The following is a 14,590-nucleotide window of genomic DNA, read 5'->3' as shown; positions in this document are numbered from 1 at the left end:
ATTACCCCCGTATATATTTATCTAAAATATTAAAAATATCCTCAATAGAATCATAAAAGTACAGTTTTAAGTTTTTATTACCCAGGATTAAAGCAGAAAGTGGAATATTGCTTTTACAAAAACATATTATATCTTTCCCCATATCCTCTGCTTTAGCAATTTCATAACCAACTCCTAAGGATGGGGTTGATACTTCAGCGATTAATAAGTCACATTCTTTTAAGAATCTCATATCTCTTTCATAGATCTCTTCTGGAGTAAAATTAGATTCTACCTCTAAAACATTTTTATATCCTACATGTTCTGTTAATACAATTAGTCCTTTTTCTTTTAAGAATTTTATTATTCTCTCAAAAATTTCTTGATTTTCTCTTCCTCCTCTAATGGCACCTGCAAAATATATTTTCATTTTCTTACCTCTTTTCTTACCTCTTAAATTCTAATTTGATATAATAATACTATAAATTTCGGAAAGGGAGGAGAGTATACATGGATATCCATATTGTTGAGATTGAAAAACCTGGTGATATAAACCTAATTCTTGGACAATCCCATTTTATAAAAACCGTTGAAGATTTGTATGAAGCTATAGTAAATACTGTTCCATCTGCAAAATTTGGGATTGCCTTTTGTGAATCTTCTGGACCTGCATTAATAAGACATATTGGTACAGATCCAGAATTGGAAGATCTTGCCATAAAAAACCTTCAAAAAATTGGTGCTGGACATTCCTTTTTAATATTTTTGAGAAATTTCTATCCCATTAATGTATTGAATGCAATTAAACATGTTCCTGAAGTAGTGAATATATACTGTGCCACAGCAAACCCCGTTAAGGTTATAGTGGCAGATGATGGTGAGGGAAGAGGGATTTTAGGGGTTATAGATGGAGTAAAACCTAAGGGTGTAGAAGGAGATGAGGATATTGCGAAGAGAAAGGAATTCTTAAGAAAAATAGGTTATAAATTATAATTAGAAGGAGGGGGTTTGTATGGCAATTATAACCATATCCAGGCAATATGGGAGTAAGGGTGACGAAATTGCAGAAAAATTAGCAAAGGAATTAAATTATAGATATTTTGATAAATTTTTAATGACTGAGATAGCAATAGCTTCCGGGCTCTCAGAGGATGAGGTTATAGACTATAATGAGGACAACTATAAAGTTAAAGGATTTTTTGACATGCTATTTAAAAGAAGAGAGCCCATAGCAAAGGTAACAGTAAAAGATAAAAATTCTTCTATTACTATTAAGACTTTTGATGAGGAAGGCTGTATTTCTTTTGTGCAATCGGTTATTAAGAAATTAAGAGAGTGGGGCAATGTTGTAATTGTTGGTAGAGGAGGACAGGTGCTATTAAGGGACGTACCTAACGTGCTTCATGTGAGAATTATTGCCCCTTTAGAGTTTAGGATAAAAAATTTAATGGAAGAAAGAAATATTCCTGAGGAAGAGGCGGAAAGGATTATATTGGAAAAGGATAAATCTGCTGAAGGATACTTAATGAGATTTTACAATGTAGACTGGAATAATCCTGAACTTTACCATCTTGTAATTAATACAGGATTTGTAAGTGTAGAAAAGGCTGTAGAATTAATTAAGAAAGCTGTTAATATCATTTGTTAAAAAAGTTCTCCTACTTCTTTTTCTATTCTTTCTAATAAAGAGTGAAAATTTTCTTTTATAGAGAATGGATTCTCTTCTATGAAGTTAAAAGTGATTTGAGTAGGAAGGCTATAATTTTGTAGATTATTTTTCTCTATCTTATTACATATTGTCAAAAAAATCTGTGCTAATAAATTTTCCCACTGGTCTATTTTCTTTTTTAGAATCTCCAATGAATTGAAATAATTAAGGTTAGGGTCAAAGGAATTATCTTCAAAAAATTCTATGTTTTCTTGTAAATTATGTTCTATTAGTTCCTTTAAGGAGCTTATTATATTTATTATTGATATTATTAAATAATAAACACTGTATAAAAGAAAATTATCGTCATAATTTTCTTGAAGAATGACCTTTTCTTCCTCAATTATTGTATAAAAAGAGTTATTGTTTGAATTTATTTCAATCTCCAATACATCCTCAATAAAGTCTAATATCTGATGGAAAATTGCAAATATTTGACTTTTCGATATTAATGGATTATATTTATTTTCTCCTGGTTTCCAATTAACCAAAAGTTTTGTCAGATTTTCGTAGAACTTAAGTTGTCCCAAGTGGGGTTTTAGGACCCAAAAGTGGGGATTTTGCCAGCTATTGTCTTGTATTCTCAAGATGTCAATCAAAATAGCATAGGCAACTTCAGATATTTTTAGTAACTCCTTTGTTTTGTAATATAAAAGGACAAGAAGACCCTTCAAAGATTTAAGTTCGTTGGTAATTGCTAATTCTTCATATGGTGTTAGGTCCCAATTTTTTAAAATATCTTTTAATGTAGTAGGTAGTACATTTTCCCTTATCAATTCTAAAATTTTATTAATGGTTTGTAGCCTTACTCCAGAATAACCTAAGGAAAGGGAATATACGAGGGATATAATAGTAGCTCTAATCTCTATCTCATTCAAATTTATGGCAAAATCCATAGAAGCTTTTAACTTACTTATATTTTTTGAAAAGTTCTCTTCAGAGAAGAACTTTTCTAATAATTGGTTACTTTTTATAATCCTTTCCTGAGACTCTTTTGATAATACTATGTCACACGGCTCTTTACTTAGGCTATAAAGGTCATTAATAGAAAATCCAAAGGGAATAATCTCGTATTTAACCATGTAGTTCCTTTTTTTCTCCTGTTTCCATATAATATATAATCTCAATCATATTAGTAATATGATCGGAAATCCTCTCTAAATATCGAGAGATCATTATTAATTGGATTATTTGTTGGGTAATTTTAGGATTTTTCTGTATATGTTCCATCATATTGTTAAGTATGTCCTGGTATTTTTGATTTATTTCTTTATACTTTAAAGCTAAATTTTCAATTGCCTTTAGATCAGAATTAAGATAGATTCTTGTTATTTCTTTCAGCATATATTCAGATAATTCTCCTAAAATAAATACATCTTTCCATGGCAATTCAAAAAAGTTTTTAAGAAGGTTAGAAGAGAACTTAGCTATATCTACTGAATAATCTCCTATTCTTTCAATATCTTTAATGATCTTCATCGTTGAAGCAATTACCCTTAAGTTTTGTGAGTTTGGCTTATATTCTGATAATATTTTTATACATTTGTTTTCTATATCCCAATATAATTTGTCCACTAAATCATCTTTTTGAATAACATCTAAGGCTAAGTCTAAGTTTCTTTTTCTAAGAGATTCTAATATTTGATGTAGCATTTTCTCTACAATGCTACTCATTCTTCCTACATCTTCTCTGATCTCCATTATTTCTTTTTCTATATCCACGGAAGATTGCTCCTTTCTATTGTAGGAATTCATAAAGTAAATTATATTTAAGTAAGATTTAAATTTCAATTAAAGTTATATTAATTAGCATCAATTGTCATTAGCATAAATTTTATGATATAATCCACAAAATTCTATAATGAAGAGAAAATAGGAGATGTAAGGTATGGCAAAGTGTGCTATATGTAATAAAAGGAAGGGAAAAAGATTTTGTAAAAGTTTAGGGCAATGGATATGTGCTGAATGTTGTGGTGAGAAAAGATTTAAAGAAATAAGATGCCCATCTGATTGCCCATATGTATTACAGGCAAAAGAATACTCCTTAGAAAAAATTGAGGAGCTTCCACCTCCTTGGAGTGAACAAAAAATGTGGAATTTGCATTTACAAATGGAGTATGAGGTATATGCCTTTTTAGGAGAAAATCCTGACTTAACAGATGCTGATTATCTTGACGCTCTTTCTGTTTTAGATAAAGAGTTTGAAATAAGGGTAAAAGGGTTGTTTTCTCCTCCCCTTATGCCTAAGTCTCCAAGGGCTTTGAAATTAAAGAATCGCCTTGTAGAGGTTTTTAATAAGGTTTTAGAGATAAATAATGAGTTTGGTTTTCCCCTTTACTCTTATGATGATATTAGAAAAGTAGTTTCTTGGGAGAAAGATAGAATTTTAAGGTATCAAGAGAATAATAAGAATGTTGGTCAAGCCTTTTTCTTACAAATATTAAAGAGATATGTAGAATATTTTATATCCACAGAGGAGAAGAAAGCATCTTCCCTGATTTATCCTAAAGGCTAATTTAATTTTTTTGTTTTAATTTACTTGACATTTTGACAAGTAATGCTATAATATATATGTAAAAATTATATAGGTAAATTTAAAAAATACTTGAAAGGGAGGTGGGTACTATGTTAAGAAGATATTGGGATCCATTTGCTGAACTTAGAAGATTAGAAAGAGAGATTGATAGGTTATTCTCCGAATTTACTGCTATAGAACCTTTTGAGGAAAGAACAAGAACTGCTTTTGCTCCAGCTATTGATCTATATGAAACTCCAGAAAATTTAGTTTTAAAGGTAGATTTACCAGGATTTAAACCAGAGGACGTAGATATTAGTGTAACAGAGGATCAAGTAGTAATCGAAGGAGAGGTTAAGGAAGAACAAGAAGTTAAAGAGGAGAATGTTTACAGAAAAGAGAGAAGATACGGAAGAGTATATAGAAGAATTGACCTTCCAAAGCCTGTAGTACCAGATAAAGCAGAGGCTGTTTATAAAAATGGAATCCTTACCTTAACATTACCAAAAGCTAAACCAGAAAAAGTAGAAGGAATTAAGATAAAGATAAAGGAAGAGAAATAGTTTATAATTGAGAGGGGGAATAAAAAATCCCCCTCTCAATTTATTTTTTTTAGGGGATAGATATGGCAATTGGAGCTAAATATTATCATTCATGTGTTAATTGTGGTGATATTAATACTGACCACAGGAATGAGAAAGGACTTCCCTGTGAGAAGTGTTTACCTACAGAGGGCACAGATAACTTGCTTCATGACTTAGAAAAATTTAATACTTTAAAGGATTATCTTTTCTATTCTAATTTTTACTCCCAATACGAAGAATTTCTCAAATTTTTTGAGAAAAAATTCGGAAAACCTTTAACAGGCTATCAAAGGTTTTGGGCAAAGCGATTACTACTATCAAAGAGTTTTACTATGGTTGCTCCAACAGGTATTGGAAAAACAACCTTTGGACTTATATCTGCTTTATGGTTTGCAAGGAATAATAAAAAAGTAGCTTTAATTTTCCCTACAGTTTCTTTAGTAAAACAGGCAGAAGAAAGGCTAAGGAAGTATTCTGAAGGAGAGCCCAAGGATAATATTAAAATCTTATCTTATCACTCTTCTATGAATTCTAAGGATAAGGAAAAATTCGAAAAGGACTTTTTAGAGGACAATTTTGATATCTTAATTATTTCCTCACAATTTATATCAAGAAGGAGAGATATATTTTCCTCTAAGAAATTTGATTTGGTTTTTGTAGACGATGTGGATGCTGTATTAAAATCATCAAAAAATATTGATACTTTGTTAGAGATGATAGGTATTCCAAAGGAGTTAATAAATGAAGCTCTTACAAATATTAAACTTAGAAAGTTTGGAACTTTAAACAATAATAGAATAGAAAATCATGGAATATTGATTGTTTCATCGGCAACTGCAAAACCCCGAGGCATTAGACCTCTTTTATTTAGAGAACTATTAGGATTCGAAATTGGAAGATTTGTTCTAAGCATTAGAAATATTGTAAATGTTAGAGTAAATAAAAAGAGTAAGGAAAGATTATTGGAAATTATAAGATTACTAAAAGATGGTGTTTTATTGTTTGTTGAAAATGAGGAAGAAGGGGAAAAATTAGTAGATTACTTATTGGAAAATGGTATTAGGGTTGGAAAGTCATGGGATAATTTTATGGACTCTTTTGAGAGGTTTAAAAGCGGAGAATTGGATGTTTTATGTGGTATTTATACCTATTATGGTAAGTTAGTGAGAGGTATAGATCTACCTACGAGGATAAAGTATGCAGTTTTTTGGGGTACTCCATGCTTCCGTTTCTCTACTGATATAGATAAGGCTCCAAGGTTTGTTATAGAGAGAGTTTTAAGAGAAAAACTTGAAGATAATCAAAAGATGAGTAGATTCATATCTAATTTAAGTAATATTCCTATAGAGAGTTTGAGGGAGTCTGTACGTAAGTTTATATCCTCAGAAGAATGGGATAAATACTTAAAAGAGTTATTTCCAAATATAAAATTTGAAAATAAGGAAATGGTTGTTCCAGACGTCTATACCTATATACAGGCGTCAGGAAGAACCTCAAGAATGCTTGAGGGTAGATTAACAAGAGGTATTTCAATCCTCTTTGAGGATGATGATATTGTTTTTGAATCTTTGCGCTCCAGATTAATGTTTTTAACTGAAGAAGATTGGGTTTCTGAAGAAGAAATTGATTGGAGTAAACTAATAGAAGAGGTAGAAGAAAGTAGAGTTTTGAGAGGGGAGCCTACAATTGATAATGTGAAGTCAATTCTTATGATTGTAGAATCCCCAACAAAGGCGGATACTATATCAAAATTTTTAGAAAAGGCAGATACAAGAAGGTATGGAAAACTTTTGGTTCACGAATCATTAACACCAAATAGTATTTTGTTAGTAACGGCTACTAAAGGGCATGTTTACGATTTGGAAACAAAAAATGGTGTATATGGGGTTGAAGTCTTAGATGATAAGTTTATCCCCAGATATAACTCAATTAAGAGGTGTTTGTCTTGTGGCTATCAATTCACTGATGAGGAGGAAAATTGTCCTAAATGTAATTCTAATAATATAGATGACAAAAAGGAAATTCTTAAAACATTAAGAGAGTTAGCATTAGAAGTGGATGAGATATTAGTTGCGACTGATCCTGATGTGGAAGGAGAAAAAATTTCTTGGGATGTTTTCCAATATATTTTACCTGTTAATAGAAATATTAAAAGAATAGAGATGCATGAAATTACAAGACACGGTTTTGAGTCTGCTCGGAAAGAGGAGAGATATGTTTCAGAAAGTTTGGTTAAATCACAGGTGGTTAGACGAATAGAGGATAGATGGATTGGATTTGAATTAAGCGGGAAGTTACAAAAAAACTTCAATTCATATAATCTTTCTGCTGGAAGAGTGCAAAGTACTGTCCTTGGTTGGATAATAGAAAGAGAGGCAGAGTATTTAAAGAGTGAGAAAGAGTTTACCCAAATTAAATTTGGTAATAATTTCTCTTTAGAGATAGAAGGCAATATTCATGAAGATAAGGCGGAAGTGAAGATTTTAGATACTTTAGAAGAGACATTGTCCCCTCTTCCACCATTTACTACATCCTCAATTCTCTCGGAAAGTTCCCGTAGATATGGTTATAGTGTGCAAGAAGTTATGGATATTTTGCAGGATCTATTTGAGTATGGACTAATAACCTATCATAGAACGGATTCAACACGTATTTCTGTAACAGGACAATTTGTTGCAAAAAATTATTTGGAAAAAGTTGGGAGAACAGACCTTTTTGTAGGGAGAAGTTGGGAGAGCGAAGGTGCTCATGAGGCAATAAGACCGGTAAAACCAATAAATGAAAGAGAACTGGCAGATTTTATTAGTGAAAAAATAGCCCAGGAAATAACTAAAAAACATCTAAACATTTACAAGTTAATATTTAATAGATTTTTAGTAAGTCAAATGAGAAATCCAATAGTAAGAAAACAGAAGATACTTATAAAAACTGATGGAAGAGAAATAATAAGTGAGTTGATCTTTGATATTAAAGAGGATGGTTGGAACATTTTCTATCCAATTTCAGTATATGCTCCTTTTTCTGATGGATTATATGAATTCGAAAGGAGGACTTATAAGAAACATACAGTTCCTTTATATACTCAAGCTTCTATAATTGAGGAAATGAGAAATAAGGAGATTGGTAGACCATCTACTTACTCGAAAATCATAGACATATTATTTAAGAGGGGTTATATTATAGAGGACTCCTATAAAAGGATTAGATCAACTCAGCTCGGGAGAAAAGTATACACTTTTTTAAAGAATAAATATAGAGATTATATCGTTGAAGAAACCACAAGAGATTTAGAAAAATTGATGGAGATTGTAGAAAAGGGAGAAAAAGATTACCAGGAAGTTTTAAGTTCTTTATATAGTGACCTTCAAAAACTAATGAGGGAATAGGAAAGGAGGTGGAGGATTATGAGAAAGGTTAGGACAGGAATTCCCGGAATGGATGAGATTCTATATGGAGGAATACCAGAGAGAAATATTGTGTTACTTTCTGGAGGTCCTGGGACAGGAAAGACGATTTTTAGCCAACAATTTTTATGGAATGGACTACAAAATGGAGAAGCTGGTGTTTATCTTGCATTAGAGGAACATCCTCTACAGATTAGGAAGAATATGGAACAGTTTGGTTGGGATGTTGAGACTTATGAGAAGGATGGGCTTTTTGTAATTGTAGATGGTTTTACTGGGGGAATTGGAAGTAGTGCAGAATATGAGGAATATATTGTGAAAGATATTGGTGATGAGAGGGAGTTAATTGATGTATTAAGAAGAGCCATTAAAGAACATCAAGCGAAAAGAGTTGTTATCGATTCTGTAACAACCCTTTATATTTCAAAACCTATGATGGCGAGGAGTGTTATCTTTCAGTTAAAGAAGGTTTTAGCAGGACTTGGATGTACTTCTCTCTTCGTGAGTCAGGTTTCGGTTACTGAGAAGGGATTTGGTGGTCCTGGAGTTGAACATGGTGTAGATGGGATTATTAGACTGGACTTGGATGAGATAGATGGTGTATTGAAGAGAAGTCTTGTTGTATGGAAGATGAGGGGGACTGCCCATTCTATGAAAAGGCATCCCTTTGATATTACTGATAAGGGAATTGTAGTTCATATAGATTAATTAAAGGAGGTGGAGAGCCATGTTGGATTTAACTTTCAATCCTATTAGTAGGGAAGAGATTCATAAGTTAGAAACTGCCCTTCTTGTCGGTACCCTTTTTAGAAAAGAAGTGATGGAAGAGATAAGAAACTCTTCAGAAAGGCTTACCTGGGTAGATAGTCTTGCGGTAGCAGCAGGAGCACTTGCCAGGGCTAAGGCTAATATGACTGTCTCTCAAATTGCGGATGAGCTTGGGAGAACAGAAGCCACAATTAGAGAACATATAAAAGGTACTTCAAAGGCAGGTAAGTTAATTAATGAAACTTTTGAAATGCTAAAATCTGGAGAGCTTGATATTGATGCAATTCTTGCAAGTCCCTCTAAATATTCAGAGATAAAAAAGGAGCTTTTGGAAATATTAGAAAAATTAGAAGGGGTAATAAGTAAATTATGAGCAAAATAAAGGATAGTAGATTATGGGGGGAAGGGGATAAAAAGATTTATTGGGCAAAAATTCACATGCCTGTTTTAAATTCTTTAGATAAAGATTATGGATTACACAAACCCTTATTAGGAAAAACTATTGGAATGTGTATACATATAGAGGCAAAAACTGCATGTCTGGCTTTAGCTTTAAAAAATGCAGGAGCTAATATTGCATTATGTGGTAGTAATCCTCTGTCAACCCAAGATGATGTTTGCGCAAGTTTAGTAAAGGAAGGCATAGAGGTGTTTGCTTGGAGGGGGGAAACTATTGATGAATACAAAGAAAATTTAAGAGAAGTTTTAAGATTAAAGCCAGATATTTTGATAGACGATGGCTTTGATCTTACAACAACTCTTTTAAAAGAATTTCCCTCATTGAAGGAAAGGGTTATTGGAGTTGGAGAAGAAACTACCACAGGAGTTATCAGGGCAAAAGCACTTTTAGAGGAAAAAGGACTTCCCTTTCCTGTGGTAGCAGTAAATAATGCACGGGTAAAATTCCTTTTTGATAATAGATATGGAACAGGAGAATCTGCATTAGCTTCTTTTATGAGGAATACGAATCTTTTAGTGGGAGGTAAAGTTTTTGTTATATCCGGTTTTGGATGGGTTGGAAGGGGTTTAGCCCAAAAGTTACAAGGAATGAAGGCGAGAGTTATTGTTACAGAAGTAGATCCTGTTAAGGCTATGGAAGCAGTCATGGAAGGATTTGAAGTAATGCCAATAGATGATGCTGCAAAGATAGGAGATGTTTTTATAACTGCTACAGGAAATTGTAAGGTTATAAGGGAAGAACATTTTCTTTCTATGAAGGATGGAGCAATTTTAGCTAATGCTGGACATTTTAACGTAGAGATTGATATGGAGGGATTAGAAAAGATAAAAAAGGAGAAGAAAGAAGTAAGAGAAAATATAATGGAGTATCTTCTCCCAAATGGAAGAAGAATATATGTGATTGCAGAAGGTAGACTTCTAAATCTTGCAGGAGGGGATGGACATCCTGTTGAAATTATGGATTTGTCTTTTGCAGTTCAGTATTTGGTAATGCTTTGGTTAAATAAGAAGGGGAGAAATTTACCACATTCTGTTATAGATGTTCCAAGAGAAATAGAGGAGAATATAGCGAAAAGAAAATTAGAAAGTATGGGGATAAAATGGGATCTGTTAACGGAAGAGCAGAAAAAGTATTTAAAAAGTTGGGAAGTATAAAATGGAAAAGATTATAACAGTTTTAGGGGCAGGAAGTTGGGGAACTGCTCTGTCAATAGTTCTTTCTCAAAAGGGTTATAAAATTAGGCTTTGGAATAAAAATAAACAACTTATAGAGGAAATTGAAAAGGATAGAGAAAACAAGAAATATTTGTTAGGTATAAAAATTCCTCATAATGTAGACTTAGAGGCAGATTTGGAGAAGGCTTTATATAAGTCAGATATTGTTCTATTTACAGTTCCATCTCATGCTTTCCGAGAAATATTAAAATTAGCAAAACCTTATATAAGAAAAGAAACGGTTGTAGTCAATGGAGCTAAGGGATTGGAAGTAGATACGTTATATCGTTTATCAGAAGTGTATCAGGAAGAAATGCCTGCGAATTATCTGAATTATTCAGTAATCTCAGGACCAAGTCATGCAGAAGAAGTCTCAAGAAATATGCCTACTGCTCTTGTGGTATCAGCTTTTAATAAAAAAATTCAGGAATATGTGCAAGAGACTTTTATGTTGCCAACTTTGAGAATATATACTAATAACGATCTGGTAGGAGTGGAATTAGGAGGAGCTTTAAAAAATGTAATTGCTTTGGCAACAGGTATTCTTGAGGGAATAGGTTTTGGAGATAATGCTAAAGCAGCCTTGATTACAAGAGGCTTAGCAGAGATAACAAGATTAGGAGTAAAGTTAGGTGCAAATCCTATAACCTTTAGTGGTTTAACTGGATTAGGAGATTTAATAGTTACTTGTACCAGTTGGTATTCAAGGAACAGAAGGGCAGGAATCGAGATTGGAAAAGGGAAAAAACTTGATGAAGTATTAAGCTCTATAGGGATGGTTGTTGAGGGAGTAAAAACTACGAAAGCAGTCTATGAATTGTCGAAAATTTATAATGTAGATATGCCTATAACTGAACAAACCTATTATGTATTATATGAAAATCTTTCCCCACTTTCTGCTGTTCAAAATTTACTTAATCGAGATAAAACAATAGAGATCAGATTTTAGGATTTTTATTTATCATGATATAATTAAAAAAATTCTTTTTGGGAGGCAGAATATGATGTGGATAATTTTAGGTATAATAGGGGTTTTGATAATTCTTTTTATTGCTATATACAATAGATTAGTGGTCTTAAAGAATAGAGTTGATAATGCTTGGGCTCAAATTGATGTACAATTAAAAAGAAGATATGATTTAATTCCTAATTTAGTAGAAACAGTAAAGGGTTATATGTCTCATGAAAAGGAGATTTTTGAGAAGATAGCCTTGTACAGATCTCAAATGATTGGGGCGAAGACTCCAGGGGAAGCTGCTGAGGCAAATGAAGGGTTATCAGGGACATTAAAAACTCTCTTCGCTCTTGCAGAAAATTATCCGGAGCTTAAAGCCAATCAAAACTTTATCATGTTGCAGGAAGAATTGGCAGGAACAGAGTCAAAAATTGCTTATGCCAGACAGTTTTACAATGATATTGTAATGATATACAATCAGTCCTTAGAAATTTTCCCAAATAATATCGTTGCAAGTATATTTAACTTTAAACCAAGAGAATATTTCGAGATAAAAGAAGCTAAAGAAAGAGAGCCATTTAAAGTTAGTTTTACTCAATGAGACCTTTTACTTTTTATGAGGCTATCTCTGCCAATAGAAGAAAAAGTTGGATCATTGTAACTTTAGTTTCTCTATTACTTTTCATAGTAATCTATGCTATTTGCTATTGGCTTGAGCTTGGCTCTCTCTCAATAATACTTTCATTACTTTTAGTCATAATAATTAACTATTATGCTTATTATAATAGCGATAAAATAATTCTCTCTATTAGTGGAGCAAGAGAGCCTAAGAAAGAAGAATATCCTTATTTAATCAATGTGGTAGAGGGCTTAAGTATTGCAGGAGGAATTCCCACCCCTAAGATATATGTGATTGATGATCCTTCTCCAAATGCTTTTGCTACAGGAAGAGATCCTAATAACAGTGCCATAGCTGTTACAACGGGTTTATTGGAAAGATTAAATAGATTAGAACTTGAGGGAGTTATTGGGCATGAAATTTCCCATATAAAAAACTATGATGTTAGACTACAAACTATATGTGCTGTCATGGTTGGCATGATAGTTATTCTTGGAGATGTCTTGAAAAAAAGTTTTTATTATGGAAAAAGGAGAAGTAAAGATAGAGATGAAAATATATTGGGTTTAATAGCATTATTAATAGCCATAATATCCCCCCTTTTAGCAACTCTTTTGAGGTTTGCTTTATCAAGACAGAGAGAATACTTAGCTGATGCTGGCTCTGCTATGTTAACTCGATATCCTGAAGGGCTTGCTTCTGCTTTAGAGAAAATTGCTGAAAGTGATTTACCTGTTAAAAATGTAAATTATATGACTGCTCCCTTATATATTGTTAATCCTCTAAAAAAAGGAGGCTTTAGTAATTTATTTAATACTCATCCACCTATTGAGGAAAGAATAAAAAGGTTAAGAATGATGGGGGAAAGATGGAGAAAGTTAGAGAAAGGAGGAGAGTATGGAGGTATTTGAGGCTATTAAAGAGAGAAGAAGTATAAGAAAATATCTTCCTAAAGAAGTTGAGAAGGAAAAATTGTTAAGAGTTCTTGAGGCAGGTAGGCTTGCTCCTTCTGCAAGAAATAGGCAGGAATGGAGATTTGCAGTAGTAATTAGTAAGGAGAAGAGAGAAGAATTAGTGAAAGAAGCTTCTCCCCATCAGCCTTTTATGTTATCTGCACCTGTAATTATTGTGGCTTATACGTTAGATAAAGATTATGTCATGAGATGTGGGGTTCCTGCTCATTATATAGATGTGGCTATTGCTTTAACTCATATGCATCTTCAAGCAGTAGAAGAGGGGCTTGGAACATGTTGGATTGGTTCCTTTTATCCAGATAAAGTTAGAAAAGTCTTAGGATTACCAGAAGAGGCAGAAATAATACAACTTATGACATTGGGATATCCAGCAGAAAATCCTGCTCCAAGACCGAGAGTGCCATTAAATGATATTGTGAGATTTTATTAAAACCAAGGGAATTTTCTCTTCTTTTTCTTTATTTTCTCTCTGATTTTATCAATTACTTTATAGGTTGCCTCTTCTCCTAAGGCAATTAGCTCTTTTCCTTTATCAAAGTCAAAAGTTTTGTAGTTTGATACTTGTGGGTTTATAACTATATCCGCAAGGGCCATATTCTTTCTTGTTAATTCCCAATTCATGATATTTATGGTTTGCATTAAAACTTCGAAAAGTGAGGGATTTAACAAAGGATTTAATCTCTTTTGAAACTCTTTAAATACTTGGGCTTGTGATAATCTATAAATTACTTTTTCTGAAAAGGTCTTTGGTTCTATAGGAATCTCAGGAAATGTATTTTTTGCATTTGGATCGTAGGAGGGAGAGCTTTGTAGATTTACTGCAATTATTATATCTGGTTTGAATAATTCTTTTAATTCCTCTACAGGAAGAGGTGATAAAACCCCACCATCAATGAGCAGTTTGTCATTGTATTGATAAGGTTTGAAAATTACAGGTATTGAAATACTACTTCTTATTGCATGAATTAATTTTCCTTCTTTGAATATAATTTTACTCCCTGTAATTAAATCTACAGAAATAGCTATAAAAGGAATTTTTAGCTCTGAAAATTCAATATCATCTAAATAATTCTTCAAAAAATCTAATATTTTATCTCCTAATATTATTCCCTGTAGAGATGGAGAGAAATCTAATAACTCGTAGAAATCTTTTTTTGTTAAACTTAATGCAATTTTTTCTAATTCATAGGAGGAATAGCCTTTTGAATAAAAACCACCGACTAAGGCTCCAATGCTACTTCCAGATATATAATTTATCTCTATGCCTTCCCTTTCTAAGACTTTAAGAACTCCAATATGGGAGAGTCCTTTAGCCCCTCCGCTTCCTAATACTAAACCTATTTTTATATCTCTCATAATAAATATTTATAAAGCTTTTTGAGGATAAAGTCAAATATCATTAATATTGTT

The 14,590-nt window shown here is 32.4% G+C and carries 16 protein-coding genes; 12 read left to right on the top strand and 4 right to left on the bottom strand.

Features of this window, described 5'->3' with window-relative positions:
• Window position 1: 1 nt before the first annotated feature.
• Window positions 2-409: a nucleoside 2-deoxyribosyltransferase gene (locus tag CBR30_04435; protein ID PMQ01660.1), complete on the bottom strand. Its 408-nt coding sequence runs from the start codon at window positions 407-409 to the stop codon at window positions 2-4.
• Window positions 410-489: 80 nt separating this feature from the next.
• Between CBR30_04435 and CBR30_04430 the strand changes: the two genes are divergently transcribed.
• Both CBR30_04430 and CBR30_04425 read left to right on the top strand, forming a co-directional pair.
• Entirely contained in the window at window positions 490-972 is a 483-nt protein-coding gene (locus CBR30_04430) for a hypothetical protein (GenBank protein ID PMQ01659.1), read from the top strand.
• Between the two features lie 19 nt (window positions 973-991).
• Window positions 992-1,627, top strand: a complete 636-nt coding sequence (locus CBR30_04425; protein ID PMQ01658.1) for a cytidylate kinase — start codon at window positions 992-994, stop codon at window positions 1,625-1,627.
• Here the strand turns inward: CBR30_04425 and CBR30_04420 are convergent.
• A complete protein-coding gene (locus tag CBR30_04420) occupies window positions 1,624-2,769 on the bottom strand; it encodes a hypothetical protein (GenBank protein PMQ01657.1) in 1,146 nt (381 codons plus the stop codon). The genes CBR30_04425 and CBR30_04420 overlap by 4 nt on opposite strands.
• Window positions 2,762-3,442, bottom strand: coding sequence for a phosphate transport system regulatory protein PhoU (gene phoU, locus CBR30_04415; protein ID PMQ01656.1), 681 nt, complete (start codon window positions 3,440-3,442; stop codon window positions 2,762-2,764). The genes CBR30_04420 and phoU overlap by 8 nt, the downstream gene beginning before the upstream one ends.
• A gap of 133 nt (window positions 3,443-3,575) precedes the next feature.
• On the opposite strand from phoU, the gene CBR30_04410 reads away from it, so the two are divergent.
• From CBR30_04410 to CBR30_04365, 10 genes are all read left to right on the top strand, one after another.
• A complete protein-coding gene (locus CBR30_04410) occupies window positions 3,576-4,202 on the top strand; it encodes a hypothetical protein (GenBank protein ID PMQ01655.1) in 627 nt (208 codons plus the stop codon).
• A gap of 110 nt (window positions 4,203-4,312) precedes the next feature.
• Window positions 4,313-4,765, top strand: coding sequence for a heat-shock protein Hsp20 (locus tag CBR30_04405; protein PMQ01654.1), 453 nt, complete (start codon window positions 4,313-4,315; stop codon window positions 4,763-4,765).
• A 62-nt stretch (window positions 4,766-4,827) separates the two neighbouring features.
• Window positions 4,828-8,172, top strand: a complete 3,345-nt coding sequence (rgy, locus tag CBR30_04400; protein PMQ01653.1) for a reverse gyrase — start codon at window positions 4,828-4,830, stop codon at window positions 8,170-8,172.
• A gap of 18 nt (window positions 8,173-8,190) precedes the next feature.
• The gene (locus CBR30_04395; protein PMQ01652.1) at window positions 8,191-8,898 is read left to right on the top strand and encodes a KaiC domain-containing protein; all 708 of its coding nucleotides are present in this window, start codon (window positions 8,191-8,193) and stop codon (window positions 8,896-8,898) included.
• A 22-nt stretch (window positions 8,899-8,920) separates the two neighbouring features.
• Complete coding sequence (locus CBR30_04390; protein ID PMQ01748.1) at window positions 8,921-9,331, top strand: transcriptional regulator; 411 nt, start codon at window positions 8,921-8,923, stop codon at window positions 9,329-9,331.
• The gene (locus CBR30_04385; protein PMQ01651.1) at window positions 9,328-10,572 is read left to right on the top strand and encodes an adenosylhomocysteinase; all 1,245 of its coding nucleotides are present in this window, start codon (window positions 9,328-9,330) and stop codon (window positions 10,570-10,572) included. The genes CBR30_04390 and CBR30_04385 overlap by 4 nt, the downstream gene beginning before the upstream one ends.
• A 1-nt stretch (window position 10,573) precedes the next feature.
• Complete coding sequence (locus CBR30_04380) at window positions 10,574-11,581, top strand: glycerol-3-phosphate dehydrogenase (protein PMQ01650.1); 1,008 nt, start codon at window positions 10,574-10,576, stop codon at window positions 11,579-11,581.
• A gap of 52 nt (window positions 11,582-11,633) precedes the next feature.
• Window positions 11,634-12,188: a hypothetical protein gene (locus tag CBR30_04375; GenBank protein ID PMQ01649.1), complete on the top strand. Its 555-nt coding sequence runs from the start codon at window positions 11,634-11,636 to the stop codon at window positions 12,186-12,188.
• Window positions 12,185-13,117 (top strand): zinc metalloprotease HtpX, encoded by a 933-nt coding sequence (locus CBR30_04370; protein PMQ01648.1) that lies wholly within the window; start codon window positions 12,185-12,187, stop codon window positions 13,115-13,117. Before CBR30_04375 ends, CBR30_04370 begins: the two co-directional genes overlap by 4 nt.
• A complete protein-coding gene (locus CBR30_04365) occupies window positions 13,104-13,610 on the top strand; it encodes a nitroreductase (protein PMQ01647.1) in 507 nt (168 codons plus the stop codon). The genes CBR30_04370 and CBR30_04365 overlap by 14 nt, the downstream gene beginning before the upstream one ends.
• Here the strand turns inward: CBR30_04365 and CBR30_04360 are convergent.
• Window positions 13,607-14,536: an esterase gene (locus tag CBR30_04360; protein PMQ01646.1), complete on the bottom strand. Its 930-nt coding sequence runs from the start codon at window positions 14,534-14,536 to the stop codon at window positions 13,607-13,609. The two genes, CBR30_04365 and CBR30_04360, sit on opposite strands and share 4 nt — an antisense overlap.
• Window positions 14,537-14,590: the final 54 nt, after the last annotated feature.

The sequence above is a fragment of the Dictyoglomus sp. NZ13-RE01 genome (assembly GCA_002878375.1).
Lineage (GTDB): Bacteria > Dictyoglomota > Dictyoglomia > Dictyoglomales > Dictyoglomaceae > NZ13-RE01.
This window is presented reverse-complemented; position numbering and strand designations above follow the sequence as displayed.